Source organism: Mesorhizobium sp. M1328, assembly GCF_040318075.1.
GTDB lineage: Bacteria > Pseudomonadota > Alphaproteobacteria > Rhizobiales > Rhizobiaceae > Mesorhizobium.
On the sequence record NZ_JAMYLO010000002.1, the window covers coordinates 14,340 to 37,500 of the forward strand.

Below are 23,161 nucleotides of genomic sequence, written 5' to 3' on the forward strand. Positions count from 1 at the left end.
TGACCATGGGTGCCATCAAGTCGGGGGGTGCTTTCAAGGCGGCGGCGATCCAGATGCGTTCGGGAACCAGCCCGGAGCGCAATGCGGTCGATCTGGAACGGCTGGTGCGCGAGGCGGCAGGCCTTGGCGCGACCTATGTCCAGACCCCGGAAATGACCGGCGCGCTGATCCGCGACAGCCAAGCGCGGGCCGCTTCCTTCACCTCCGAAGACAAGGACATCGTCGTCTCGACGTCGCGGAGGCTGGCCAAGGAGCTCGGCATCTTCCTGCATATCGGCTCGACCGCCATTCTGCGCGCCGACGGCAAGCTTGCCAACCGCGCCCTTCTGTTCGGGCCGGACGGCGCCACGATCGCCACCTACGACAAGATTCACATGTTCGACGTCGATCTCGACAATGGCGAGAGCTGGCGCGAATCCGTCGCCTATGAGCCGGGCACCGAAGCCGTCGTCGCCGAAATCGATGGCGCGAAGCTCGGCTTTGCCGTCTGCTACGATCTGCGCTTTCCGCAGCTGTTCCGTGCCGAGGCGCTGGCCGGCGCCGATCTGCTTTCGGTGCCCGCCGCCTTCACCCGCCAGACCGGCGAAGCGCATTGGCATGTGCTGCTCAGGGCGCGCGCCATCGAAAACGGCGCCTATGTGGTTGCCGCCGCGCAAGGCGGAGTGCACGAGGACGGCCGCGAAACCTATGGCCATTCGCTGATCGTCGATCCCTGGGGCCGCATCGTCGCCGAGGCTGCCCATGACGAGCCGGCTGTGATCGTCACCGAGATCGACGCGGCGCAGTCAGTCGCCGCACGCAAGAAGATACCGAATCTCAAAAACGCACGCGATTTTGCCGTAAACGCCGGTTCGGCGGAGGCAATGCCGCTCAGGGGTGCCGCCTCTTGATCCGCTTTTCCCTGATCTGCGAGCACGAGCACGAATTCGAGGCCTGGTTCCGCAGCAACGACGATTTCGACACACAGAAGAAGCGCGGTTTCGTCGATTGCCCGGCCTGCGGCTCGCACAAGGTCGAGAAGGCGCTGATGGCGCCTGCCGTCTCGACCGGGCGCAACCAGGAAAAGATCGCGCTGGCCATGGGCGAGGCGCAAAAGCAGGCGCTGGCCCAGCTCAAGGCCATGGCGGAGAAGGTGCGCGAGAACGCCGACTATGTCGGCGACAAATTTGCCGAGGAAGCGCGCAAGATCCACTTTGGCGAGAGCGATCCACGCGGCATCTATGGCGAGGCGACGCTGGAGGAGGCCAAGAGCCTCGCCGATGACGGCGTCGAGTTCTTGCCTATTCCAAGCTTCCCCGACGACCGCAACTGATCGGTCAACCTGCTCCAGACATAGCGAGGCATCTCTTCGCCAGGCAGCGCCGTGATCGTGAAAGTCGGCGCCGTCGCCTGCGACAGCCGACCGGCTGCGTCGGGGCGCCGATGCTGCCGCCCCCTTTCACAAGCGTTCGCAGTTTCAGGCCGAGCAGCAAGGATGGGCTTCTCGGGTAATCGTTTCGCTTTTTCCTTCATGCCCACTGCCTGACGGGCTTGCTTCACTGGACGGGCTTGCTTCCGCATAGGCTGCAAACTGGCGTTCAAGCGCCTTGATCGCACTGCTGCGCCAGCCCTCCGCCAGGGATTCCGACATGGGATCGGGGAAGATTTCCTCCTCGCCGTTCTCCACGCCGTCCAGGATTGCCCGCGCGACAGACTCCGGAGAGGCCTTCGCTATGTCCAGGCCCCGGGTCATGTCCGTGTCCACGGGGCCGGGAAGGACCCTGTGGACGCTGACACCCCGTCCGGCCAGGAGGGTGCGCAGCGACTGTGACAGGGAGAATGAGGCCGCCTTCGAGACCGAGTAGGCCGGACTGAACGGCACGGCGGCAATCGAGGCCAGCGACAGAATGTTGACGATGGCTCCCCGCGACCGGGCCAGCAACGGCAGCAGTGCCTGGGTAACGTCATACGAGCCGAAGAGGTTTACGGCGAGCTGTTGTTCGAGCACACGACGGTCGCTGAGGTCATCGAAGGGCGATACGCCGGCGTTGTTGATGAGGATATCGAGAGCATCGATCTTCTCGACGGCCTCCCGGATCTGCGCAGCGTTGGTCACATCCATGGTCAGGGACGTCACACGCCGGTCCGGGTGGGCCATTGGTTGGCGGGTTGCGGCGAAGACGCGCTTTACGCCTCTGCTCAGGGCTTCCTCGACCAGTGCCCGACCGATGCCCCGATTGGCTCCAGTCACCAGGATGGTTGAACCTTCGATCTTCATTGCGTCTCTCCTAGTGCTTATCGTTGCGTTCGAGCTAGTGCACAATCGCGTCGCAACTCAGGTTGGCTACAGTCGCCGTTGTCGATACGACTGGTTGGTGAGATGGACTTAGCGCCGGATGTCGAAGCCGTGGGAGTGACAAGTGTGACGGGATTCCGATGGACTCGCTGATCACGGCCGCAGCGCATGCGCTTGCGGCGGGCGATCCGCTCGGCGCCTTGAAGCGGATTGCGCTGCGCGATGATGCGCCGGCACTGGCGTTGCGCGGTATCGCGATGGCGCAGCTTGGCGACCTGAATAGGGCGAAGGTTCTCCTCAAGAGGGCGGCGCACGCATTCAGCCCGAGGGAGGCAGTGGCCCGCGCGAGGTGTATAGTCGCCGAGGCCGAGATCGCGCTCGTCTCGCGCGACCTTACCTGGCCGGCCAAGGCACTCGACGCCGCGCGGGCGACGCTTGAAAAGCATGGCGACCGCGTCAACGCCGCGCATGCGCGCAATCTCGAAGTCCGGCGCCTGCTGCTGATCGGCCATCTCGACGAAGCCGAGCGCAGGCTGGACGGCTTCGATCCCTCGCCACTGCCGCCGGCATCGCGGGCTGCCCACGAGCTGGCTGTCGCCGGCATCGCCATCCGCCGCTTGCGGACCGGCCCTGCGCGCGCCGCCCTTGACCTGGCGGCGCGGGCGGCGCGCGCGTCCGGCATCCCCGCGCTGATGGCGGAGGTGGAGAGCGCATCGCTGGTGCTGGACACGCCGGCCGCACGACTTGTCGTGCGCGGCGAGGAACGGCCCCTCCTGCTCGACGAAGTCGAAGCCCTCCTGGCGTCGGGGGCGCTCGTGGTGGATGCGTGTCGCAATGTCGTTCGAGTCGCAGATACCGTCGTCTCGCTGGCGACCCGCCCGGTGCTGTTCGCGCTGGCCCGCGCGCTGGCCGAAGCCTGGCCGGGGGACGTAACAAGATCGACGCTTATTGCGCGTGCTTTCCGCGGAAAGGACGCGGACGAATCACATCGCGCGCGGCTGCGCGTCGAAGCCGGGCGGCTTCGCGCGGAGCTTCGGAGCTTGGCGGATGTGAGCGCGACGAAGCGGGGCTTTGCGCTGGCACCGCGCCGCGCAGGTGAGGTCGTCGTGCTGGCGCCACCCGTCGAAGAAGAGCATGCCGCCGTGCTCGCCTTCCTCGCCGACGGCGAGTCTTGGTCGAGTTCGGCCCTGGCGATTGCGCTTGGAGCCAGTTCGCGTACCGTGCAGCGGGCGCTCGAGCAGCTCGCCCAGGCCCGCAAGGTGCAGTCGTTCGGCCGCGGGCGGGCGCGTCGCTGGATGACCCCGCCGCTGCCGGGTTTCCCGACGATCTTGTTACTCCCCGGCCCACTGCCGGGCTACTAGGATGGAATTATGAAACGATCCTCTGCCGAAATCCTCCGTGAATATGGACCCTTTCCGGGTGTCGACCACGTGGACGGCGTTACCTTCGACGGTGAGCATGTCTGGTTTGCGTCAGGCGACAGATTGAACGCCTTCGATCCAGCGACCGGCAAAGTGGTGCGCTCGATCGATGTTGCGGCACACGCCGGAACGGCTTTCGACGGCCAGTACCTCTATCAGATCGCCGAGGATCGCATCCAGAAGATCGATCCGAAGAATGGCCAGGTGCTGGCGTCGATCCCGGCTCCTGGCAACGGCGGTGATTCCGGGCTCGCCTGGGCCGAAGGAACGCTCTGGGTCGGGCAGCACCGGGGCCGAAAGATTCATCAGGTCGATCCCGAGACAGGAGCAATCCTTCGCACCATCGTTTCCAACCGCGTCGTCACCGGCGTCAGCTGGGTCGACGGCGAGCTGTGGCATGGCACCTGGGAGGGTGAGGAGAGCGATGTCCGGCGGATCGATCCTGAAACGGGAAAGGTCCTGGAGAAGCTCGATATGCCGCCGGGAACAGGCGTGTCGGGGCTCGAATCCGATGGCGGCGACCAGTTTTTCTGTGGCGGCGGAAACAGCGGCAAGATCAGGGCCGTTCGCCGGCCCAAACGAGGCTCGGCGGCCAAGATTTGAGCTTTTCCATCCCCTCGGCCCGCCCCTTGGCCGGTTCGGTTAGCTCAGGCTCGCTATCAGTTTTTCGAGCAGGCGGGCCAGCATGATCTGCTCCGGGCGTGCCAACCCAGAAAGTATCTGGTGCTCGTTGGCGACGTGAGCGGCAACCGCCTCGTCAATCAACGCCAGACCCTTTTTAGTCAGCTGAACGACAATCCCGCGGCGATCGTCGGGATGCGGCCCGCGCTTGATCAGGCCGGATTTCTCGAGCCGATCGAGGCGGTTGGTCATCGCGCCCGACGTCACCATCGTCGCCTCGTAGAGAGCCGTCGGCGTCAGCGCGTAGGGCGGCCCGGAACGACGCAGCGTCGCCAGCACGTCGAATTCTCCGGATTGCAGCCCGTAACTTGCAAACAGCGGCGCCAGCCGCTCTCGCGCGATCAGCGAGGCGGCCTCGTGCAGCCGTCCGAGCACGGCCATCGGCGAGACATCGAGATCCGGCCGTTCCTTTTTCCACTGCTCGATCGCTTTTGCCGCGCGATCCATGTCTCTCACCGTTATGTATCTTGACGTGAAGAATCTTTATATTATCTTACCTCAGCTTGTGGTGTAGGCCAAGGGGCCGCGAACGGGCGACGGGACGGTGCGATGAAATTTCTCTGGGACTCGGCGCTTGGCCTTCTGGTCGTCACCGGTGGACTGCTCGGCCTGACGCTGCCGTTCGGCAAGATCGCGACGGCGGCCGGCGTGCCCGCCATGGTCTGGGCCTTCGTCATCTCGCTTGGTGCCGGCGGTGTGCTTTTGTGCGCATTGCTGCTCAACGGGAAGCGCATGCGGCTTACGCCGCACAGGCTGCGCTATTTCTTCGTCACCGCGGCCGTCTCCTACGCAATCCCCAATCTGCTGATGTTTTCAGCCATTCCGCATCTGGGTGCCGGCTACAGCGGCATCATGTTCACGCTGTCGCCGGTCGTCACGCTGGTGTTCTCGATGCTGCTCGGGGTCAGGCGGCCGACCATGCTGGGCGTTGTCGGCATTGCCGTCGGTTTCGTCGGCGCAGTCATGGTGGCGGTGACGCGCGGCGAAGCGGGCCAGCCGGCCGAATTTTTCTGGGTGGCGATGGGCCTGCTCATTCCGGTCAGCCTCGCCGCCGGTAACATCTACCGCACCGTCGACTGGCCCGAAGGCACCGGCCCGATCGAGCTTGCCGTCGGCAGCCATCTGGCAGCAGCCTTGATGCTGCTTGCCGGCATTCTGGTCCTGCTGGGCGGCAATGCATTCGGCTCGCTCGGCGGCGTGCCGCTGGTCGCTGCGGCACAGGTGGCATCAGCCTCGGCGATGTTCGCCTTCTTCTTCCGGCTGCAAGCCGTCGGCGGCCCGGTCTATCTCAGCCAGATCGGCTATGTCGCGGCGGCGGTCGGGCTGTTTGCCGGGACGCTCTTCCTAGGCGAGCGCTATCAATTGCTGACCTGGGCCGGTGCCATCATCATCACCGCCGGCGTGTTCATCACCACCAAGGCGCAAAGCCAGAAGACATAGGGGCCAGAAGGCGTAAGTTTCAGACGGATGCCTTCTCCGCCAGCACCATGTAGTTGACGTCCATGTCCTTCGAGCGCTGCCAGCGGTCGGCGAGCGGGCTGTAGGTGACCCCGGTGCGGTCGATGACGGTCAGGCCGGCGCCGGCAAGCGCTTTTTCGAGTTCCTCGGGGCGCACCAGCTTGCCGAACTGGTGGGTGCCGCGGGGCAGCCAGCGCAGCACATATTCGGCGCCGATGATGGCCAGGCCCAGGGCCTTCAGAGTGCGGTTGATGGTGGCGACGAACATGATGCCGCCGGGCTTGACCATCTCGCCGCATTTGGCCAGGAACAGATCGACATCGGCGACATGCTCGACCACTTCCATGTTGAGGATCACGTCGAATTTTTCGCCGGCGTCGGCCAGGTCTTCCGCGGTGGTGGCGCGGTAATCCACGCTCACGCCGACTTCCGCAGCATGCAGCTTGGCCACTTCGATGTTTGTGGCCGAGGCATCGGCGCCGACCACTTCGGCGCCAAGCCTAGCCATCGGCTCGCACAAAAGTCCGCCGCCGCAGCCTATGTCGAGGAAGCGCAGGCCTTCGAACGGCCGTGCCGCACGCGGGTCGCGGCCGAAGCGAGCCGCCACCTGGTCGCGGATATAGGCAAGCCGGATCGGGTTGAACTTGTGCAACGGGCGGAACTTGCCGTTCGGGTTCCACCATTCGGCGGCAAGGGCGGAAAAGCGTTCCACCTCTCCGGCATCGATCGTCGATCGTCGGGGCTCTGGCATGGTGTGGTCTCCTCGGACGCTAGGAAGTCGGGCGCGAGGCTGCGAATGTCAAGGCGCGAAATTCACCGCCGGCGGCGCGATGCGCGCCATGCCTGCCGGCGCCGCCTTTTGCCGGCTGCATTTGTGTCAGCACGTGTCAGTTGATGGTGTGTCGGAAGGAAACACCTAGGCTCTGGCGGACGAAGCAGAGACATCGTGCTCGAAGGAGTGCAAAACGATGCGGATGGTAGCTTCCATTCTTTGGCGCCGGCTTGACCAGGAAGGCCACGACGCTTGCCTGCTGTCGGAAGCGAGTTCCGGGTGGGACCTCAGGGGACACGCGCTTTTCGTCCAGGACGGCAAGCCGTGCAGCATCGCCTACGAGGTGGACTGCGACGCCGATTGGCATACACGATCGGCGCGCGCCGACGGTTTCCTCGGCACGCAAGAGCTGCATTACAGGATCGACCGGCTGACCGAGCGCCAATGGACGCTGAACGGCGAGCATCAAGCGGAAGTCGACGGTCTCATCGATGTCGATCTCGGCTTCACGCCCGCCACGAACCTTTTGGCGCTTCGCCGTTTTGCCCTCGATGCCGGCACGGCGACGCCCGCCCCGGCAGCCTATCTGACATTTCCCGAACTCAGGCTCGTGCGCCTCGAACAGACCTATCAGCGCGTCGATGCGGCACACTACGCCTATGCCGCGCCGCTGTTCGGCTACAACGAGATGCTGGAGGTCTCGCCGCTAGGCTTCGTCGTCGACTATCCGCGTCTGTGGAGAGCCACAGCACAGCTGGGCTGAAGCGCGCACCATTTTGCAGGCGCGATGCTGCGCTGGTGTGTCGCCCGGCCGGCAGCGGCGGCACGCCTTGCGAAACGACTGTCATTTGGCTAAGGAGGCCGCGCATTGAGCGCCCGGCCACAGCTTGGCGCATTTTTCGCTCTTCGGCCTTCGGTCCGGCATCCAGTCAAAGGCATTTCGCTTCCATGGCGCGCATCGTGATGAAATTCGGCGGAACGTCCGTCGCCGACATCGCCCGCATCCGCAATGTGGCGCGTCATGTCAAACGCGAGGTCGATGCCGGCCATGAGGTCGCCGTCGTGGTCTCGGCGATGGCCGGCAAGACCAACGAGCTCGTGCAATGGACGCGCGAGGCCTCGCCGATGCACGATGCGCGCGAATATGACGCCGTCGTCGCGTCCGGCGAGCAGGTCACCGCCGGCTTGCTGGCGATCGCGCTGCAGAATATCGGCGTGCACGCCCGCTCCTGGCAAGGCTGGCAGATCCCGATCAAGACCGATAACGCGCATGGCGCGGCGCGCATTCTCGATATCGACGGTGCGTTCCTGATCAAGCGCTTCGGCGAAGGCCAGGTGGCGGTGGTCGCCGGTTTCCAGGGCATCGGGCCGGATAATCGGATCGCAACGCTCGGCCGCGGCGGTTCCGATACCAGCGCAGTCGCCATCGCCGCGGCGGTCAAGGCCGACCGCTGCGATATCTACACCGATGTCGACGGTGTCTACACGACCGATCCGCGCATCGAGCCGAAGGCGCGGCGGCTGGCCAAGATTTCCTTCGAGGAAATGCTAGAAATGGCCTCGCTGGGGGCCAAGGTCCTGCAGGTGCGCTCGGTCGAGCTTGCCATGGTGCACAGGGTGCGTACCTTTGTGCGGTCGTCCTTCGACGATCCCGATGCACCCGGAATGGGGGATTTGCTCAATCCGCCGGGAACGCTTATTTGCGACGAGGAAGAGATCGTGGAACAGCAGGTCGTCACCGGAATTGCCTATGCCAAGGACGAAGCGCAGATTTCGCTGCGCCGCGTCGGCGACCGGCCGGGCGTCGCCGCCGGCATTTTCGGGCCGCTGGCCGAGGCCAACATCAATGTCGACATGATCGTCCAGAACATTTCCGAGGACGGCAAGTTCACTGACATGACCTTCACCGTGCCATCCGGCGACGTCGACAAGGCGCTTGCCGTGCTCGAGCGGCTGAAGGCGACGATCGGCTACGATGTGGTGCAGTCGGAAGCCGGCATGTCGAAGGTCTCGGTCATCGGCATCGGCATGCGCAGCCATGCCGGCGTCGCCGCCACCGCCTTCAAGGCCCTGGCCGACCGCGCGATCAACATCCGCGCCATCACAACGTCCGAAATCAAGATTTCGATCCTGATCGACGGTCCCTATACGGAACTAGCAGTTCGCACTTTGCATTCCGTGTACGGTCTGGATAAGCAGTAGCAGACTGCATCGGCCCGAAAATCGGAGTCGATTTTCGGAAAGCACGATGCAGCGGATCGAAAGTCTTGGAGCGGCCTTTATGCGTCCAATTGGACGATGGCGCTCTAATTGAGTTGTTGCGTTTGTGCCGCTGTGCAGGGCAACCTGCACCGGTTGAAACGCTATTGGAGAAGAAGCCGCGATGCGTGATTCGGCCAGTGGCCCGCGCGTTTTGCTGAAACGGCTCCGCGAGCTCATGCAAGAGCCGCTGGAGCCGCAGGAGCGGCTTGACCGAATCGTGCGCGACATCGCCTCCAACATGGTTGCCGAGGTCTGCTCGCTTTATGTTCTGCGCGCCGATTCGGTGCTCGAACTCTACGCCACCGAAGGCCTGAACCCGAACGCCGTCCACCTGGCGCAGCTCAGGCTGGGCCAAGGCCTGGTCGGCACGATCGCGGCCTCGGCGCGGCCGCTCAACCTCTCCAATGCACAGGAGCATCCTGCCTTCGCCTACCTGCCGGAGACCGGGGAAGAAATATACAATTCCTTCCTCGGCGTGCCGGTGCTGCGGGCAGGGCGGACGCTCGGCGTTCTGGTCGTGCAGAACAAGACCATGCGCCATTATCGCGACGACGAGGTCGAGGCGCTGGAAACAACGGCGATGGTGATCGCCGAGATGATCGCCACCGGCGATCTGGAGCGGCTGACAAGGCCCGGTCTCGAGCTCGATCTGCGCCGCCCGGTAAGCTTTACCGGCCTGTCCTTCAACGAAGGCGTCGGTCTCGGCCATGTGGTGCTGCACGAGCCGCGCATCGTCGTCACCAATCTTTTCAACGAGGACAGCGAGGAAGAGGTCAGGCGGCTCGACGCGTCCCTCGGCTCGCTCAGGCTGTCCATCGACGACATGCTGGAGCGCCGCGACGTCGCCTTCGAGGGCGAGCATCGCCAGGTGCTTGAAGCCTATCGCATGTTCGCCAACGACCGCGGCTGGGTACGCCGGCTCGAGGAGGCGATCCGCAACGGCCTGACGGCCGAAGCGGCGGTCGAAAAGGTGCAGAGCGACATGCGTGCCCGCATGCTGCACATGACCGATCCGTACCTGCGCGAACGGATGAGCGATTTCGACGATCTCGCCAATCGGTTGTTGCGGCAGCTGATGGGGCGCGGTCCGGAAGACGTCGCGGCCTCGCTGCCCAAGGACGCCATCATCGTCGCTCGCTCGATGGGGGCTGCCGAGCTGCTCGATTATCCCAGGGACAAACTGCGCGGGCTGGTGCTGGAGGACGGCGCCGCGACCAGCCATGTCGTCATCGTGGCGCGGGCCATGGGCATACCCGTCGCCGGCCAGATGAAGGGCGCCGTTTCCATGGCGGAAAACGGCGATGCCATCATCGTCGACGGCGAGGAAGGCGCGATCCATCTGCGCCCGCAGCCAGACCTCGAGGCGGCCTATGCCGAGAAAGTGCGCTTCAGGGCGCGACGGCAGGAGGTCTACCGCGAACTGCGCAAGAAGCCGTCGGTGACCAAGGACGGTGTCCAGGTCGATCTTCTGATGAATGCCGGGCTGGCGGTCGATCTGCCGCAACTGGCCGAAGCCGGCGCGGCCGGCATCGGCCTGTTCCGCACCGAGCTGCAATTCATGGTCGCTTCGACCTTTCCGCGCGCCGAAGCCCAGGAGCGGCTCTATCGTGACGTGCTCGAGGCGGCGCGCGGCAAGCCGGTGACGTTCCGCACCATCGATATCGGCGGCGACAAGGTGCTGCCGTATTTCAAGGGCTCGATTCAGGAAGAGAACCCGGCGCTCGGCTGGCGCGCCATCCGCCTGACGCTCGACCGGCCCGGATTGCTGCGCACCCAGATCCGCGCGCTGCTCAAGGCGTGCGGCGGGCGCGAACTGAAGCTGATGCTGCCAATGGTGACCGAACTCGGCGAGATCGCGCAGGCGCGCGAGATCATCGATCGCGAGGTGCGGCATCTGTCGCGTTTTGCCCATCATTTGCCGACCAGCCTGAAGCTCGGGGCGATGCTGGAGGTACCGTCGCTGCTGTTCCAGCTCGACGAGCTGATGAAGGCGGTCGATTTCGTCTCGGTCGGCTCGAACGACCTGTTCCAGTTCGTCATGGCGGTGGATCGCGGCAACACCCAATTGTCCGACCGCTTCGACCCGCTCTCGACGCCGTTCCTGCGCGTCCTGAAGCAGATTGCCGACGCCGGGGCGCGCAACCATACGCCGGTGACCCTGTGCGGCGAACTTGCCGGCAAGCCGATTTCGGCGATGGCGCTGATCGGCCTTGGCTACCGCTCGATCTCGATGTCGCCGGCATCGATCGGCCCGGTCAAGGCGATGCTTACGGAACTGCCGCTCAGCGAGCTGGAAGCGTTCTTCGACGACAATCTGCTGGCGCCGGCGCATGGCCTGCCGATGCGGGCGCTGCTGCAAGCCTTTGCCGACGACCGCTCTATACCGCTATAGACTTCGCCATGATCAACCTGCCCCGCGACCGTATGGATCAAGTCGTCAAGCGTTTCGACATGCTCGAAGCGCAGATGTCTGCCGGGCCGGCGCCGGATGCCTATGTCAGGATGGCCTCCGAATATGCTGACATCCAGGAGATGGCGGCAAAGATCAGGACACTGCGCGCCGCCGAGCGCGAACAGGCCGATCTGGAGGCGATGCTCGCCGACAAGGGCACCGACGCCGAGATGCGCGCCTTGGCCGAGGCCGACCTGCCGGAGGTCAAAGATCGCATCGAGGCGCTGCAGAAGGACATCCAGATCCTGCTGTTGCCAAGGGATGCCGCCGACGACAAGAACGCCATCCTCGAAATCCGCGCCGGCACCGGCGGTGACGAGGCGGCGCTTTTCGCCGGCGACCTGTTTCGCATGTACGAGCGCTATGCCGCGGCGCGTGGCTGGCGTTTCGAGACGGTGTCGGCCAGCGAGGGTGAGGTCGGCGGCTACAAGGAAATCATAGCCACCGTTTCGGGCAAGGGCGTCTTTGCCCATTTGAAGTTTGAATCCGGCGTGCACCGGGTGCAGCGTGTGCCGACGACCGAGGCGGGCGGACGCATTCATACCTCGGCGGCGACGGTCGCGGTGCTGCCGGAAGCCGAAGAGGTCGATATCGAGATCAGGGCAGAAGACATCCGCATCGACACGATGCGCGCCTCGGGTTCCGGCGGCCAGCACGTCAACACCACCGATTCGGCCGTGCGCATCACCCATCTGCCGACCGGCATCATGGTGGTGCAGGCAGAGAAGTCGCAGCACCAGAACCGGGCGAAGGCCATGCAGATCCTGCGCGCCAGGCTCTACGACCTCGAGCGCAGCAAGGCGGACGAGGAACGTTCCGAATCGCGCAAGTCGCAGGTTGGCTCGGGCGACCGCTCGGAACGCATCCGCACCTATAATTTTCCGCAGGGTCGCGTCACCGATCATCGCATCAACCTGACGCTCTATAAGCTCGACCGGGTGATGATGGGCGAGCTCGACGAGATCATCGACGCGCTGATCGCCGATCACCAGTCGAAGCTGCTCGCCGATATCGGCATCGATGGCTGACAGCCTGCCCGCCACGCTTGCGCCGCTGCTGCGGGAGGCGCGAAACCGGCTTGCCGCAGCCGGGGTTGCGGATCCGGCGCTCGATGCCAGGCTGATCGTCGAGCATTTTTCCGGCACCAGTCGCACGCAGGCCGTCGCCGATCCCGGGCGAGCGGTCGATGCGGACGTGACGGCGGCAATCGAAGCCGCCTTGCGGCGGCGCATCGCCGGCGAGCCGGTACACCGGATCCTTGGCTACCGCGAATTCTACGGCTTGCGCCTTTCGCTTTCGCCGCAAACGCTGGAGCCACGGCCGGATACCGAAACGCTGGTCGAGGCGGTGCTGCCCTTCATCAAGGCAATGGCGGCACGCGAGGGCGGCTGCCGCATCCTCGATCTAGGGACGGGTGCCGGTGCCATCGCGCTGGCGCTGCTCAGCGCCGTTCCGGCCGCGACCGCCACCGGCGTCGACATTTCGCAGGAGGCGCTGGCCACAGCCATGCGTAATGCCGGGGAATTGGGGCTCGCCGGCCGGTTCACGCCGCTCAAATCCGACTGGTTTGAAAAAGTTTCTGGCCGGTACCATGTAATTGTCGCAAACCCTCCCTATATACCCTCAGACGACATTGGAAATCTGCAGGACGAGGTCCGCGGTTTCGATCCACGCCAGGCCCTCGATGGCGGCGTGGACGGTCTGAGCCCCTACAGGAAAATCGCCGCAGGAGCGGCAGCGTATTTGGAACTCCAAGGCAGGATTGCGGTCGAGATCGGCCATACGCAGCACCAACAGGTTACGGAGATATTCTCCGCGGCCGGGTACCGTTCGGTCGGGGCGTTTCGTGATCTCGGCGGAAACGACAGAGTTCTTGCGTTCGAACGGTGGAAGCCGTGATGCAGTGCGAAAAAAGCGCTTGGCAATACCGGGGAATGCGGCTAGGGTCGCCTTAACCGGATGAGACGAAGCAGGCAGTGCTCTTAGCGATTCGGTTTTCCTTGGAAATAGCTGCCTTCTTGCGCAAACGACGCCCAAGCTTCGTGCGGGAATCGTCCGGCAAGTGAAGTAACCGGAACAGGATGGCACGTGGCGCCAACGCAATTGATGCGGGCGAACGCCGGTGAAGGAACGAAACGGCTGGCCGCATGAGCGCCTCCGTTCGTGAAGAGTTTTTCGAAAATTTCAAAGTGAAGAGAGTCTAATGAGGCCACAACAGCAAAACAGGCGCATGCGCGGTCGCAACAACAATGGCGGCGGCGGCAACAACAATAACAACAACAATCGTAAGGGGCCGAATCCCCTGACGCGCAACTATGAGAGCAACGGCCCGGACGTGAAGATCCGCGGATCGGCTCAGCAGATTGCCGAGAAGTACGCAACCCTTGCCCGTGACGCGCAAAGCTCCGGCGACCGGGTGATGGCGGAAAACTATCTCCAGCATGCAGAGCACTATAACCGCATCATCGCAGCCGCTCAGGCGCAGATGCCGATCCAGAACGCGCAGCAGAATCGCGACGATTTCGACGATGACGGCGACGAGGATCGCGACGAGTTCGACAATGCCGGCAACAACAATGCCAACGAGGCTTCGGCTTCGGCCAATCACGGTGCTGGCCCGCAGCCGGTCATCGATGGCACGCCGGCCGAGCTGGCGCTGAACCAGGAAAACAGCCGCGACAATCGGGGCGGCCGCGATAACCGTGACGGCCGCGACAACAATAGCGGACGCCACCGCGACCGTCGCCCCAATGGCGGTTACGGCCAGAACGGCCAGCGCGGCGAATATGCCTCGCGCGGCGAGCAGGGTGGCCAGCGCGTCGAACAGCCACGGCGCGACGAGGTTCCGGCGCAGGCGGAGCCCGTGCCGGCCGCTGAGCCGGTCTTTGTGGGTGAGCCCGCACCGCAATTCGACAACCTTTCGCCGGCGGGTCTCGCCGCCCAGGCCGAGCTCAACGAAGCCGCTGCCGAAAACAGCCCGGCCCGCCGCCCCAGGCGTCCGCGTCGCCCGCGCCTCGATGTCGAACAGGCAAATGGCGGCAACGACAACGCCGGCCCTGACAGTGCCGAGACAAGCAATGCTGAAACTGGCAACACCGACGCTGGCAATGTCGATGCAGCGCCGGCTGAAGGCCCCGACGGTCAAGCTGTGATCGCAGACGTCGAGAATTGATCGAAAAAACGTTCAGCCGATCTCAGCGCATCCTTTACTCTAAAGAGCGTCGCGTTCGACCGGCCTCATACTACGCGTTTTAGGTTCTTGTTTTGATGCATGTCGTTATCGCAAAACCGCTGCACACTTTTGCGCGACATGCATAGACGGCGGAGAGAAATCTCCGCCGTTTTTGTTTTGCGCGCTCGGGATATTATGCGTCCGCCAGTGTCGAGGCGTCTTGAGGGTCCGTGGTTTGCGTCCCATATCTTGCGTGAACACAGGATCCGGCTCGAACGGGCGGGTCCGTCACCGCAATCTGATCCGGTGCCGCGAAGCGGGCCGGTGACGGAAGGAGACAGGCATGAATCTTGAAAAATATTCCGAGCGCGTGCGCGGCTTTATCCAGTCCGCGCAAACCATGGCGCTTTCCCGCAATCACCAGCAATTCACCCCCGAGCATATCCTCAAGGTCCTTGTCGACGACGACGAAGGCCTGGCTGCGTCACTGATCGAGCGCGCCGGCGGCAATGTCCGTGACGTCAAGCTCGGTGTCGAAACGGCACTGGAGGCAATGCCCAAGGTCGAAGGCGGCAATGGCCAGCTCTATCTGGCGCAGCCGCTGGCAAAGGTGTTTTCAACCGCCGAGGAACTGGCCAAGAAGGCCGGTGACAGCTTCGTCACCGTCGAACGGCTATTGCAGGCGCTGGCCATGGAAAAGTCGGCCAAGACCGCCGACATCTTGGCCAAGGCCGGTGTCACGCCGCAGGCGTTGAACCAGGTCATCAACGACGTACGTAAAGGTCGCACCGCCGATTCGGCGAGTGCCGAGCAGGGCTACGACGCGCTGAAGAAATACGCGCGCGATCTGACGGCGGACGCCCGTGCGGGCAAGCTCGATCCCGTCATTGGCCGCGACGACGAAATCCGCCGCACCATCCAGGTGCTGTCGCGGCGCACCAAGAACAATCCGGTGCTGATCGGCGAGCCCGGCGTCGGCAAGACGGCGATTGCCGAAGGGCTGGCGCTGCGCATCGTCAATGGCGATGTGCCGGAATCGCTCAAGGACAAGCAACTTATGGCGCTCGACATGGGGTCGCTGATCGCCGGCGCCAAATACCGCGGCGAGTTCGAGGAGCGGCTGAAGGCGGTGCTTTCCGAAGTCACGTCTGCCGCCGGCGGCATCATCCTGTTCATCGACGAGATGCACACCCTGGTCGGCGCCGGCAAGGCGGATGGCGCCATGGATGCGTCGAACCTGCTGAAGCCGGCCCTGGCACGCGGCGAGCTGCACTGCGTCGGCGCAACGACGCTCGACGAATACCGCAAGCATGTCGAGAAGGATGCGGCCCTCGCCCGCCGCTTCCAGCCGGTCTTCGTCAACGAGCCGACGGTCGAAGACACCGTCTCGATCCTGCGCGGATTGAAAGAGAAATACGAGCAGCACCACAAAGTGCGCATCTCGGATTCGGCACTGGTCGCGGCCGCAACCCTGTCCAACCGCTACATCGCTGACCGCTTCCTGCCGGACAAGGCGATCGACCTGGTCGACGAGGCCGCGTCGCGGCTCCGCATGCAGGTCGATTCGAAGCCCGAGGCGCTGGACGAGATCGACCGCCGCATCATGCAGCTCAAGATCGAGCGCGAGGCGCTGAAGGTCGAGAAGGACGATGCCTCGAAGGACCGGCTCGCCCGGCTCGAGAAGGAACTCTCGAACCTCGAGGAGGAATCGACCGAGCTGACTTCGAAATGGCAGGCCGAGAAGCAGAAGCTCGGGCTTGCCGCCGACCTCAAGAAGCAGCTCGACGAGGCGCGCAACGAACTTGCCATTGCCCAGCGCAAGGGCGAATTCCAGCGCGCCGGCGAACTTGCCTATGGCAAGATCCCAGAACTCGAAAAGCAGCTGAAGCAGGCCGAAGCCAGGGATGGCAAGGCCGGCATGGTCGAAGAAGTGGTCGGCCCCGATCACGTCGCCCATATCGTCTCGCGCTGGACGGGGATCCCGGTCGACAAGATGCTGGAAGGCGAGCGCGACAAGCTGTTGCGCATGGAAGACGAGATAGGCAAGCGCGTCGTCGGCCAGGGCGAGGCCGTGCAGGCGGTGTCGAAGGCGGTACGCCGTGCGCGCGCCGGCCTGCAGGACCCGAACCGGCCGCTCGGCTCGTTCATGTTCCTCGGGCCGACGGGCGTCGGCAAGACCGAATTGACCAAGGCGCTGGCCAGCTTCCTGTTCGACGACGAGAGCGCCATGGTGCGTATCGACATGTCGGAGTTCATGGAGAAGCACTCGGTCGCCCGGCTGATCGGCGCGCCTCCCGGCTATGTCGGCTATGAGGAAGGCGGCGCGCTGACCGAAGCGGTACGGCGCCGGCCCTATCAGGTCGTGCTGTTCGACGAGATCGAGAAGGCGCATCCGGACGTCTTCAACGTGCTGCTGCAGGTGCTCGACGACGGCCGGCTGACGGACGGGCAGGGCCGTACGGTCGACTTCCGCAATACGCTGATCATCATGACGTCCAATCTCGGCGCCGAATATCTCGTCAATCTTAGCGAGGACCAAGATGTCGATGTCGTGCGCGACGAGGTGATGAACGTCGTCAGGGCTTCGTTCCGGCCGGAATTCCTCAACCGCATCGACGAGGTGATCCTGTTCCACCGGCTGCGCCGCCAGGATATGGGCCAGATCGTCCAAATCCAGCTCAAGCGGCTGGAAAACCTGCTTGTCGACCGCAAGATATCGCTTTCGCTCGATCAGGAGGCGATCGACTGGCTGGCGGCCAAGGGTTACGACCCGGCCTATGGCGCGCGGCCGCTGAAGCGGGTGATGCAGAAGGAATTGCAGGATCCGCTGGCGGAAAAGATCCTGCTCGGCGAGATACTCGACGGCTCGACCGTCAAGGTCACCGCCGGCTCCGACCGCTTGAACTTCCGCTCGAAGCCGGCAGTCGTGGCAACCGAGGCGGCCGCCTGACTTCAAGCCAAGTGCCTGTTCCATCCCGATCGAATCGGGATGGAACTCCTATCTTCAATTTTGACCATGATCTTTTCCGAAAAATCGGCCGACCTTCGGTTGATGGTCTAACACCACTGGCGGGGCGCAGATGACGTTGGACGACTACAACAGTTTCTGCGCCTCGCTGCCTTCGACGACCCACGTCGTGCAGTGGGGCGGCGCCCATGTCTGGAAAGTCGGCAGCAAGGTGTTTGCGATCGGCGGCTGGAGTGAAGGCAAGGAGCCGTTCGTCACCTTCAAATGCTCCGATATCGCCTATGATGTGCTGAGGGAATAGGCGGGCCTTCGGCCGGCGCCGTATCTCGCCTCGCGCGGCATGAAATGGATCCAGCGCCGGACAAGCGAAAGCATGGATGATGAGGCGCTGAAGGATTATTTGCGCGAAAGCCACCGTCTTGTCGCGCTGAAGCTGACGAAGCAGGCACGCAAGGAATTGCGGCTCACTGTCGGTTGATCGGCCGGAAATCCGCCATCTTCATGCCCGGTTCATATTGGAACCTTATGGTTGACAACTGATTTGCCGTCGAAGGGGTTCGCCTGCCGCATCGGCCCGAAGATCGAATTCGATGTTCGGAAAGCACGATGCGGAGATTTAGGTATTGGAGCGACCTTTTCGCGTCCGAAAGGACGCGCGGCGCTCTGAGGGGACAACGCCGACGGCGGCATTTACGGACCGGAGAATCTTGGCCACCATGTTGCGCACCATCTTCACCCTTTCAGCGCTTGCTGCCGGGCTGCTGGCTTCTAATGCGATGGCCTCACCCCTGGCGGACACCGCGCCGGGGGTTGTTCGCGCTGCCGATGCGGGCGGCGTTCTGATCGCCCAGAACGGCAATCTCGATATCTACTACGACGCCAGGGGAAACCGCGTCATCGTCGATGCGGAGACCGGCAAGGTTATCGCCATCCAGCCGCCGCAAACCAGGCTCGACCGCCGCGCCTTGCGCCGCGAGCGCTTGCGCAATCTCGGACCGGTCGAGGACGACCGCTATTATCTCGACGACCCGCAGGACATGGCGCGTTACCGCCGCAGGCAGTTGGAAGACGAGGGCAGGATCATCGTGCCGCCTGCCGACGACTACGATTTTAATGGCGACAATTCGGTGGAAGCCTTCCCCGAAGCGCCACGGGATGACGGCTACGGCAACGATTATCCGGAGGCAGCGCAGCCGGTGAAGCCGCGCACTATCGAGCGCCAGCCGCTCAACGAGGCCTCGATCGAGCCGGTCGAGCCGACAGTGCCGAACGAGCAGGCGGCCTTACCGCCAGACACAGCCCCGCCGCCAAGCACTGGCGGCAAGACGGCGGTCGACCCGTCGCTTGCGCTCGGCGCCCGCGAGGACGTGGCGGCGCTGCAGGTGCTGCTCGACCGTGCCGGTGCGTCGCCCGGCGTCATCGACGGACGCTTCGGCTCGAATGTCGATAAGGCGCTCGCCGCCTATAACGAGATCACCGGCAGCAATCTGAAATCGACCGACGCGATCGGCATCCAGGCGGCCCTGGCGCAATCCGGCGGCGATGCCTTCGCCTCCTATACGATCACGCCCGAGGATGCGGCCGGCCCCTATGTCGCCTCGATACCGGAGGACTACAGCCAAAAGGCCCAACTCGATCGCATGGGCTACACGTCGGTACCCGAAGCGCTGGCCGAGCGCTTCCATATGGATGAAACCTATCTGAAATCGCTCAATCCGGAGGCCAATTTCAATCGTCCGGGCACCATCATCAAGGTTGCCAATTTCGGCAGGCTGGTGGCGACGCCGGTGGCGCGCATCATCGCCGACAAGGCCAACAAGCAGGTCCGCGCCTATGATGCGGCGGGCAAGCTGGTCGCGGCCTATCCGGCAACTATCGGCTCGTCGGACACGCCGTCGCCGTCCGGCACGCATACCGTGTCGCGTGTCGCATTGGATCCGAATTACACCTACAACCCGAACATCAATTTCAAGCAGGGCGAAAACGACAGGATCCTGACCATCCCGCCGGGGCCGAACGGCCCGGTCGGCTCCGTCTGGATTGCGCTCGACAAGCCGACCTACGGCATTCACGGCACGCCGGACCCGTCCAAGATCGGCAAGACCGAAAGCCATGGCTGCGTGCGGCTGACCAATTGGGACGCGCGCGAGCTTGCCAAGATCGTGACGCCCGGCGTGACGGTGGAGTTCGTCGAGTAGGGTATGTTGATATTCAGGTGATGCCGGCCTGCAAACGGCGGCTTCCTGCGCTTCCGGTGCTCACGTACCCAAAAGTACGCTCCGCTCCGGTTCTCGGAAGCCACCATTTTCGGCTCGGCCTGACCTGAATCTCAACACACCCTAAAGCGGACAGGCGTCGCTCCATTCACCCGATGACCTTGCGCAGCAGTGGCGCGCGCAGCGCTGCCGCGTAGATCAACTGCACCACCAGGATGAAGCCGACGCTGAGCAACGGGCTAACCAGGCAGAGTGCAGCGCCGACCGCCCACAGGATCTGCGCCTTGACGATGCGCAGATAGACCGTTCGGGTGGTCTCCGCGTCGACACCTTCGGCAAGGAAGCCGTTTTTGTCCGCATAGCGCCAACTGGCGAGCAGCGTCAGTCCCAGCATAAAAAGATTGAGCCAGTAGACGAGCACCGCAGTCCTAAATTCAAGGAAGTCGGCCAAAAGATCGGTCGAGAACGGCAGCAAGGCGATGAAGCCGAGGAAGCAGAGGTTCAGCGTGGCAAGCCGCCGGTCGGATTTTGCAATCAGCCCGTGCTGCGCCTGCTGGCCGAACCAGAAGATGGTCAGCGTCAGGAAGCTGAGCGCATAGGTCAGAAAACGCGGCGCCAGTGCTGTGATCGCGGCGATCAACTCGCTTTCGGAATGCACCGTTTCATGCGCCGGCACCCTGATCTCGAGAACGATCAGGGTGAGCGCGATGGCGAACACGCCGTCGGTGATGCCGACGACGCGCCCGCGTCCTTCCGCCGACGGTTCGAGCGGTCGTTTCATGCGGTATTTCCCCGTTGTCTGTAGCGCTGCGAGAAGCTTAGCACGGCATCTAACGTTTGCACCCGGATCGGCGTGACCCTGCCTGTGTGGCCCGGTTCGGGCTGGTTTCAACGAGAACAGCCTGCTGGCCGGTTGTCGCCGGCGTGGGGGCGGTCTAGGTAAGGCGGCATGCACACGCCAACCAAAGTCGGTACCGGCGCCGTTCCCCTGACCGGCTCACTTCCGGCCGATACGTTCTGTCCGCAGGCGCAGCGGCGGTTCGTGCTGATCGCCGCGATCCTGGCTTCCGCGCTCGGCTTCATCGACGGATCGGTCCTGGCCATTGCGACGCCGGCGATCCGCCTCGACCTCGGCGCCAGCCTTGCCGAGGCACAATGGATTTCCAATGCCTATGCATTGACGCTTTCAGCCCTCATTCTCGTCGGCGGCGCCGCCGGCGATCGCTTCGGCCTGCGCCACTCCTTTGTCGCCGGCATCGTCCTGTTCATCGCCGCCTCGCTCGCCTGCGCGTTGGCGCCTAACCCGGCGGTGCTTATTGCGTTTCGGGCTATCCAGGGTGTCGGCGCGGCCATCATGGTGCCGGGCAGCCTGGCCATTATCGCCAAAGCCTATCCAAAAAAGGAACGCGGGCGGGCGATCGGCATCTGGGCCGCGGCATCGGCACTGACGACGGCGCTCGGCCCGGTGCTGGGCGGCTTCGTGCTGTCGGCATTCGGCGACGGCATCTGGCGGGCGATCTTCGCCATCAATCTGCCGCTCGGTCTTATCTCGATCTATCTTCTGCTGGCCAAGGTCCCTGCCGACGCGCCGGCGGAAAAGCGCAGCCTCGATCTCGGCGGCGCTGCACTCGCCATATTGGCGTTCGGAGCTCTCGCTTACGGCCTGACCTCGATGAGCGGCGAGGGAGAGGGGCTGATGTCCGGCCCGAGTATTGCCGCCGGTGCGGTTTTGCTCGTCGTGTTCATCCTCTTCGAGCGCCGGCGGCGCGAGCCGATGATCGACCTGTCGCTGTTTCGGATCGGCGCGTTCGCGGGCGCCAATGTGGCGACCTTCTTCCTTTATTTCGCGCTGTCGGCCAATCTGTTCTATCTGCCGATGCTCATGATCGCCGGATGGGGGCTGAGCGCGGCCGAGGTCGGTTTCATCTTCCTGCCGCTGTCGGCATTGATCGCATTGTTGTCCGGACCGGTCGGCCAGTGGTCCGACCGCATCGGGCCTCGCTTTCCGGTCGCCAGCGGCAGTCTGGTTGTGGCTCTTGCCTTTGCCGGGCTTGCCTTGCTGGCCTATTGGGGGATCCACAATTTCTGGTTGGGGGTGTTCCCGCTGATGACGCTGATGGGGTTCGGCATGGCGCTGGTGGTGTCGCCGCTCTCGACCGCCATCATGACGGCGGTCGAGGACAAGGATACGGGTGCCGCCTCGGGCATCAACAACGCCGTCTCGCGCATCGGCGGCCTGATCGCCGTGGCGGCGATGGGATCGCTGGCGGCCTGGGTTTATGCTGGCGTGCTCGGCATCGGTGCCGGCCCCGGGATTCCGGGCTTCGGCGAACCGCCGCCCGCCGGCCTGGCGCCCGGCCTCGACGCGGCACGACTTGCCGCCAGCGACGCGGCATTCGCGGCCGTTGCCGCGGTGACCGCGCTGCTTTGCCTGCTTTCGGCAATCATCGCGTGGACGACGGTTTCCGGCGAGCGGCTGCCATGGGCGCGCGACACGGCGAATCAGCAGAGCTGACGACGAAAACGTCGACTCAGCCTTCGATCTTGGCGCTCGCTACCTTCAACTGATTGCTGTCTTCCTGCTTGAGCAGGTCGTCGATGCGTTCGCGCTCGCGCTTGAAGGCGACGAGGTCGTCGCCCTTCAGCGTCTTGCCGACCGGCAGGCGGACGCGCATCGAATCGACCTTGGTGCCGTTGACGATCAGTTCGTAATGAAGATGCGGACCGGTGGAGAGGCCGGTTGAGCCGAGATAGCCGATAACCTGACCCTGGCGAACGCGAACACCCGGCTCGATGCCCTTGGCAAAGGCGCTCTGGTGATTGTAGGACGTCTCGTAGCCATTTGCGTGACGCAAGATGATCTGCTTGCCATAGCCGCCGGCCCAGCCGGCCTTTTCGACAACGCCATTGCCTGCGGCAATGATCGGCGATCCCACGGGAGCTGCCCAGTCGGTGCCGGTATGCATTTTCACATACCCCAAAATGGGGTGGCGCCTGGCACCGAACCCGGACGTAAATCGGCCATTGGGCAGGGGATTGCGCAGCAGAAACTGCTGGGCGCTGCTGCCGTTTTCGTCGAAATAGTCGGTGCTGCCGTCCTGAATCTGGAAACGGTAGAAATTTCGCGTCGTGCCGCCGAAAGTCGCGGAGACGTAGAGGAGCTCCGACTCGTCGGAGGCCTGGTCGTCGCCATCCGGCTGCGAGAACAGCACCTCGATGCGGTCCGTGGGATTGAGGCGCGACTGGAAGTCGACACTGGATGCCAGCAACTTGATCAGCCGCTGCGTCATCGCCTTGGACATGCCGTAGGAATAGGCGGTGCGGTAGATGCCGTCATAAACGTTCGGCAGATTGCCACGCACCACGGGGGCAGGCGAATCGTCGAACGCCGTCAGCAATTCGGGATTTGGCTCCGGCTCCTGCGCCGGCACGTACTGGTCGTGGTCGTCGAGCGCGATGGTGACGATGTGCTGGGTCCTGTCGT

Annotated in this window: 19 protein-coding genes and 1 pseudogene (1 of these 20 running past the window's edge); 15 read left to right on the plus strand and 5 right to left on the minus strand. The window is 63.9% G+C overall.

Annotated elements, in window-relative coordinates; genetic code table 11:
* Positions 1 to 5: 5 nt before the first annotated feature.
* Complete coding sequence (locus NKH23_RS04625; RefSeq protein WP_352910457.1) at positions 6 to 890, plus strand: carbon-nitrogen hydrolase family protein; 885 nt, start codon at positions 6 to 8, stop codon at positions 888 to 890.
* Complete coding sequence (locus NKH23_RS04630; RefSeq protein WP_352910459.1) at positions 887 to 1,312, plus strand: DUF1178 family protein; 426 nt, start codon at positions 887 to 889, stop codon at positions 1,310 to 1,312. The genes NKH23_RS04625 and NKH23_RS04630 overlap by 4 nt, the downstream gene beginning before the upstream one ends.
* A gap of 144 nt (positions 1,313 to 1,456) precedes the next feature.
* Here NKH23_RS04630 and NKH23_RS04635 read toward each other — a convergent pair whose 3' ends face one another.
* Positions 1,457 to 2,257 (minus strand): SDR family NAD(P)-dependent oxidoreductase, encoded by an 801-nt coding sequence (locus NKH23_RS04635; RefSeq protein ID WP_352910462.1) that lies wholly within the window; start codon positions 2,255 to 2,257, stop codon positions 1,457 to 1,459.
* Between the two features lie 158 nt (positions 2,258 to 2,415).
* Here NKH23_RS04635 and NKH23_RS04640 point away from each other — a divergent pair, with 158 nt between their 5' ends.
* On the plus strand, positions 2,416 to 3,636 hold the full coding sequence (locus tag NKH23_RS04640; RefSeq protein WP_352910464.1) for a helix-turn-helix domain-containing protein: 1,221 nt from the start codon (positions 2,416 to 2,418) through the stop codon (positions 3,634 to 3,636).
* A 9-nt stretch (positions 3,637 to 3,645) separates the two neighbouring features.
* Entirely contained in the window at positions 3,646 to 4,299 is a 654-nt protein-coding gene (locus NKH23_RS04645) for a Vgb family protein (protein WP_352910465.1), read from the plus strand.
* Positions 4,300 to 4,338: 39 nt separating this feature from the next.
* Here NKH23_RS04645 and NKH23_RS04650 read toward each other — a convergent pair whose 3' ends face one another.
* Entirely contained in the window at positions 4,339 to 4,824 is a 486-nt protein-coding gene (locus tag NKH23_RS04650) for a MarR family winged helix-turn-helix transcriptional regulator (RefSeq protein ID WP_352910468.1), read from the minus strand.
* Between the two features lie 102 nt (positions 4,825 to 4,926).
* Between NKH23_RS04650 and NKH23_RS04655 the strand changes: the two genes are divergently transcribed.
* On the plus strand, positions 4,927 to 5,817 hold the full coding sequence (locus NKH23_RS04655) for a DMT family transporter (protein WP_352910471.1): 891 nt from the start codon (positions 4,927 to 4,929) through the stop codon (positions 5,815 to 5,817).
* A gap of 19 nt (positions 5,818 to 5,836) precedes the next feature.
* On the opposite strand, the gene ubiG is transcribed toward NKH23_RS04655, so the two are convergent.
* Positions 5,837 to 6,586, minus strand: a complete 750-nt coding sequence (gene ubiG / locus NKH23_RS04660) for a bifunctional 2-polyprenyl-6-hydroxyphenol methylase/3-demethylubiquinol 3-O-methyltransferase UbiG (protein WP_352910472.1) — start codon at positions 6,584 to 6,586, stop codon at positions 5,837 to 5,839.
* 217 nt (positions 6,587 to 6,803) lie between these two features.
* On the opposite strand from ubiG, the gene NKH23_RS04665 reads away from it, so the two are divergent.
* The 9 genes and pseudogenes from NKH23_RS04665 to NKH23_RS04705 all read left to right on the plus strand — a co-directional run bounded on the left by NKH23_RS04665 (position 6,804) and on the right by NKH23_RS04705 (position 19,659).
* A complete protein-coding gene (locus tag NKH23_RS04665) occupies positions 6,804 to 7,370 on the plus strand; it encodes a putative glycolipid-binding domain-containing protein (protein ID WP_352910474.1) in 567 nt (188 codons plus the stop codon).
* Between the two features lie 185 nt (positions 7,371 to 7,555).
* Complete coding sequence (locus tag NKH23_RS04670) at positions 7,556 to 8,809, plus strand: aspartate kinase (protein ID WP_254816709.1); 1,254 nt, start codon at positions 7,556 to 7,558, stop codon at positions 8,807 to 8,809.
* Positions 8,810 to 8,990: 181 nt separating this feature from the next.
* Positions 8,991 to 11,261 carry a phosphoenolpyruvate--protein phosphotransferase gene (gene ptsP, locus NKH23_RS04675; RefSeq protein WP_353034278.1) on the plus strand — a complete coding sequence of 757 codons (2,271 nt, stop codon included), beginning with the start codon at positions 8,991 to 8,993 and terminating at the stop codon, positions 11,259 to 11,261.
* A gap of 8 nt (positions 11,262 to 11,269) precedes the next feature.
* Entirely contained in the window at positions 11,270 to 12,349 is a 1,080-nt protein-coding gene (prfA, locus tag NKH23_RS04680) for a peptide chain release factor 1 (RefSeq protein ID WP_352910476.1), read from the plus strand.
* Positions 12,342 to 13,220: a peptide chain release factor N(5)-glutamine methyltransferase gene (prmC, locus tag NKH23_RS04685; RefSeq protein WP_352910477.1), complete on the plus strand. Its 879-nt coding sequence runs from the start codon at positions 12,342 to 12,344 to the stop codon at positions 13,218 to 13,220. The genes prfA and prmC overlap by 8 nt, the downstream gene beginning before the upstream one ends.
* Before the next feature lie 331 nt (positions 13,221 to 13,551).
* The gene (locus NKH23_RS04690) at positions 13,552 to 14,493 is read left to right on the plus strand and encodes a DUF4167 domain-containing protein (protein ID WP_352910479.1); all 942 of its coding nucleotides are present in this window, start codon (positions 13,552 to 13,554) and stop codon (positions 14,491 to 14,493) included.
* A gap of 343 nt (positions 14,494 to 14,836) precedes the next feature.
* On the plus strand, positions 14,837 to 17,443 hold the full coding sequence (gene clpB / locus NKH23_RS04695; RefSeq protein ID WP_352910482.1) for an ATP-dependent chaperone ClpB: 2,607 nt from the start codon (positions 14,837 to 14,839) through the stop codon (positions 17,441 to 17,443).
* A 130-nt stretch (positions 17,444 to 17,573) separates the two neighbouring features.
* Positions 17,574 to 17,939, plus strand: a pseudogene (locus NKH23_RS04700) (MmcQ/YjbR family DNA-binding protein).
* A gap of 238 nt (positions 17,940 to 18,177) precedes the next feature.
* Positions 18,178 to 19,659: a L,D-transpeptidase family protein gene (locus NKH23_RS04705; RefSeq protein ID WP_352910483.1), complete on the plus strand. Its 1,482-nt coding sequence runs from the start codon at positions 18,178 to 18,180 to the stop codon at positions 19,657 to 19,659.
* Between the two features lie 166 nt (positions 19,660 to 19,825).
* On the opposite strand, the gene NKH23_RS04710 is transcribed toward NKH23_RS04705, so the two are convergent.
* Positions 19,826 to 20,458 carry a TMEM175 family protein gene (locus NKH23_RS04710; RefSeq protein WP_352910485.1) on the minus strand — a complete coding sequence of 211 codons (633 nt, stop codon included), beginning with the start codon at positions 20,456 to 20,458 and terminating at the stop codon, positions 19,826 to 19,828.
* A gap of 168 nt (positions 20,459 to 20,626) precedes the next feature.
* Here NKH23_RS04710 and NKH23_RS04715 point away from each other — a divergent pair, with 168 nt between their 5' ends.
* Positions 20,627 to 22,192 (plus strand): MFS transporter, encoded by a 1,566-nt coding sequence (locus NKH23_RS04715; protein WP_352910488.1) that lies wholly within the window; start codon positions 20,627 to 20,629, stop codon positions 22,190 to 22,192.
* A 16-nt stretch (positions 22,193 to 22,208) separates the two neighbouring features.
* Here NKH23_RS04715 and NKH23_RS04720 read toward each other — a convergent pair whose 3' ends face one another.
* Positions 22,209 to 23,161, minus strand: the 3' end of a protein-coding gene (locus tag NKH23_RS04720; RefSeq protein WP_352910490.1) for a M23 family metallopeptidase. 1,006 nt of this gene lie beyond the right edge of the window; the window shows 953 of its 1,959 coding nt (coding positions 1,007-1,959); its start codon lies beyond the right edge, outside the window — the gene reads right to left on this strand; it ends in the stop codon at positions 22,209 to 22,211.